This window comes from Vibrio sp. 1727, from assembly GCF_033344415.1.
Taxonomy (GTDB): Bacteria; Pseudomonadota; Gammaproteobacteria; order Enterobacterales; family Vibrionaceae; genus Vibrio; species Vibrio alginolyticus.
Genome location: NZ_JAWPOT010000205.1, coordinates 1 through 770, shown reverse-complemented (window position 1 = coordinate 770; position 770 = coordinate 1). Strand labels below are relative to the sequence as shown.

The 770-nt window shown below is 46.0% G+C and carries 1 protein-coding gene; it reads left to right on the top strand.

Annotated features, from left to right (window positions below):
• The coding region (lpxL, locus tag R8O10_RS24795) for an LpxL/LpxP family Kdo(2)-lipid IV(A) lauroyl/palmitoleoyl acyltransferase (RefSeq protein ID WP_318191899.1) at window positions 1-673 on the top strand (673 nt) is incomplete at its 5' end.
• Window positions 674-770 lie beyond the last annotated feature (97 nt).

The window sequence follows — 770 nt, the reverse complement described above, 5'->3', positions numbered from 1 at the left end:
GGCACTGATCGAAACCGGTATTACATGGTTTTGGCCTACATGGCGCTTCAAAACGCTCATTGTCGAGAAAGACATCCACGCTCTAAAAGAAAAAGGCGCGAAAGGGAAAGGCGTATTGTTGTGTTGTGTGCACGCTCTTAACTTAGAAATTACCGCGCGAGCTTTTGCTGTTTTAGGTGTTGCGGGTTATGGCGCATTTCGTCCTCACAACAACCCAGCGTACAACTTCATCCAATATTGGGGGCGCACGCACAACGGCAACAAACTTATTGATCGCAAGGATGTGAAAAAGATGATTCGTGTACTGCGCAGCGGCGAGCGTTTGTTCTACTTACCTGACCACGATTACGGCCGCAATAAATCGGTCTTCGTGCCGTTTTTTGCCATTGATGACGCTTGTACAACAACCGGCACCAGCATTTTAGCCTACACATCAAAATGCGCGATCATTCCAGGTTCTGGTTTCCGCAATGACGAAGGCAAATACGAAATCATCGCTGATAAGTGCATTGAAGCCGATTACCCACAAAAAGATGAAGTGGCTGCGGCGGCTTATATGAACAAATACGTGGAAGAAGTGATTTTGCGAGCACCTGAGCAATGGATGTGGCTACACAAACGCTACAAAACCATGCAAGATGAAAACGAGCCCAAAGGCATTCGCTACAAATAAATCGCAAAAGAAAAGGTATCCGATTGGATACCTTTTTTATTAAATTCGAAAAGTGGGAAATTAGATGCCGTATTCCGCGCGGTATGCTTTCACCGCT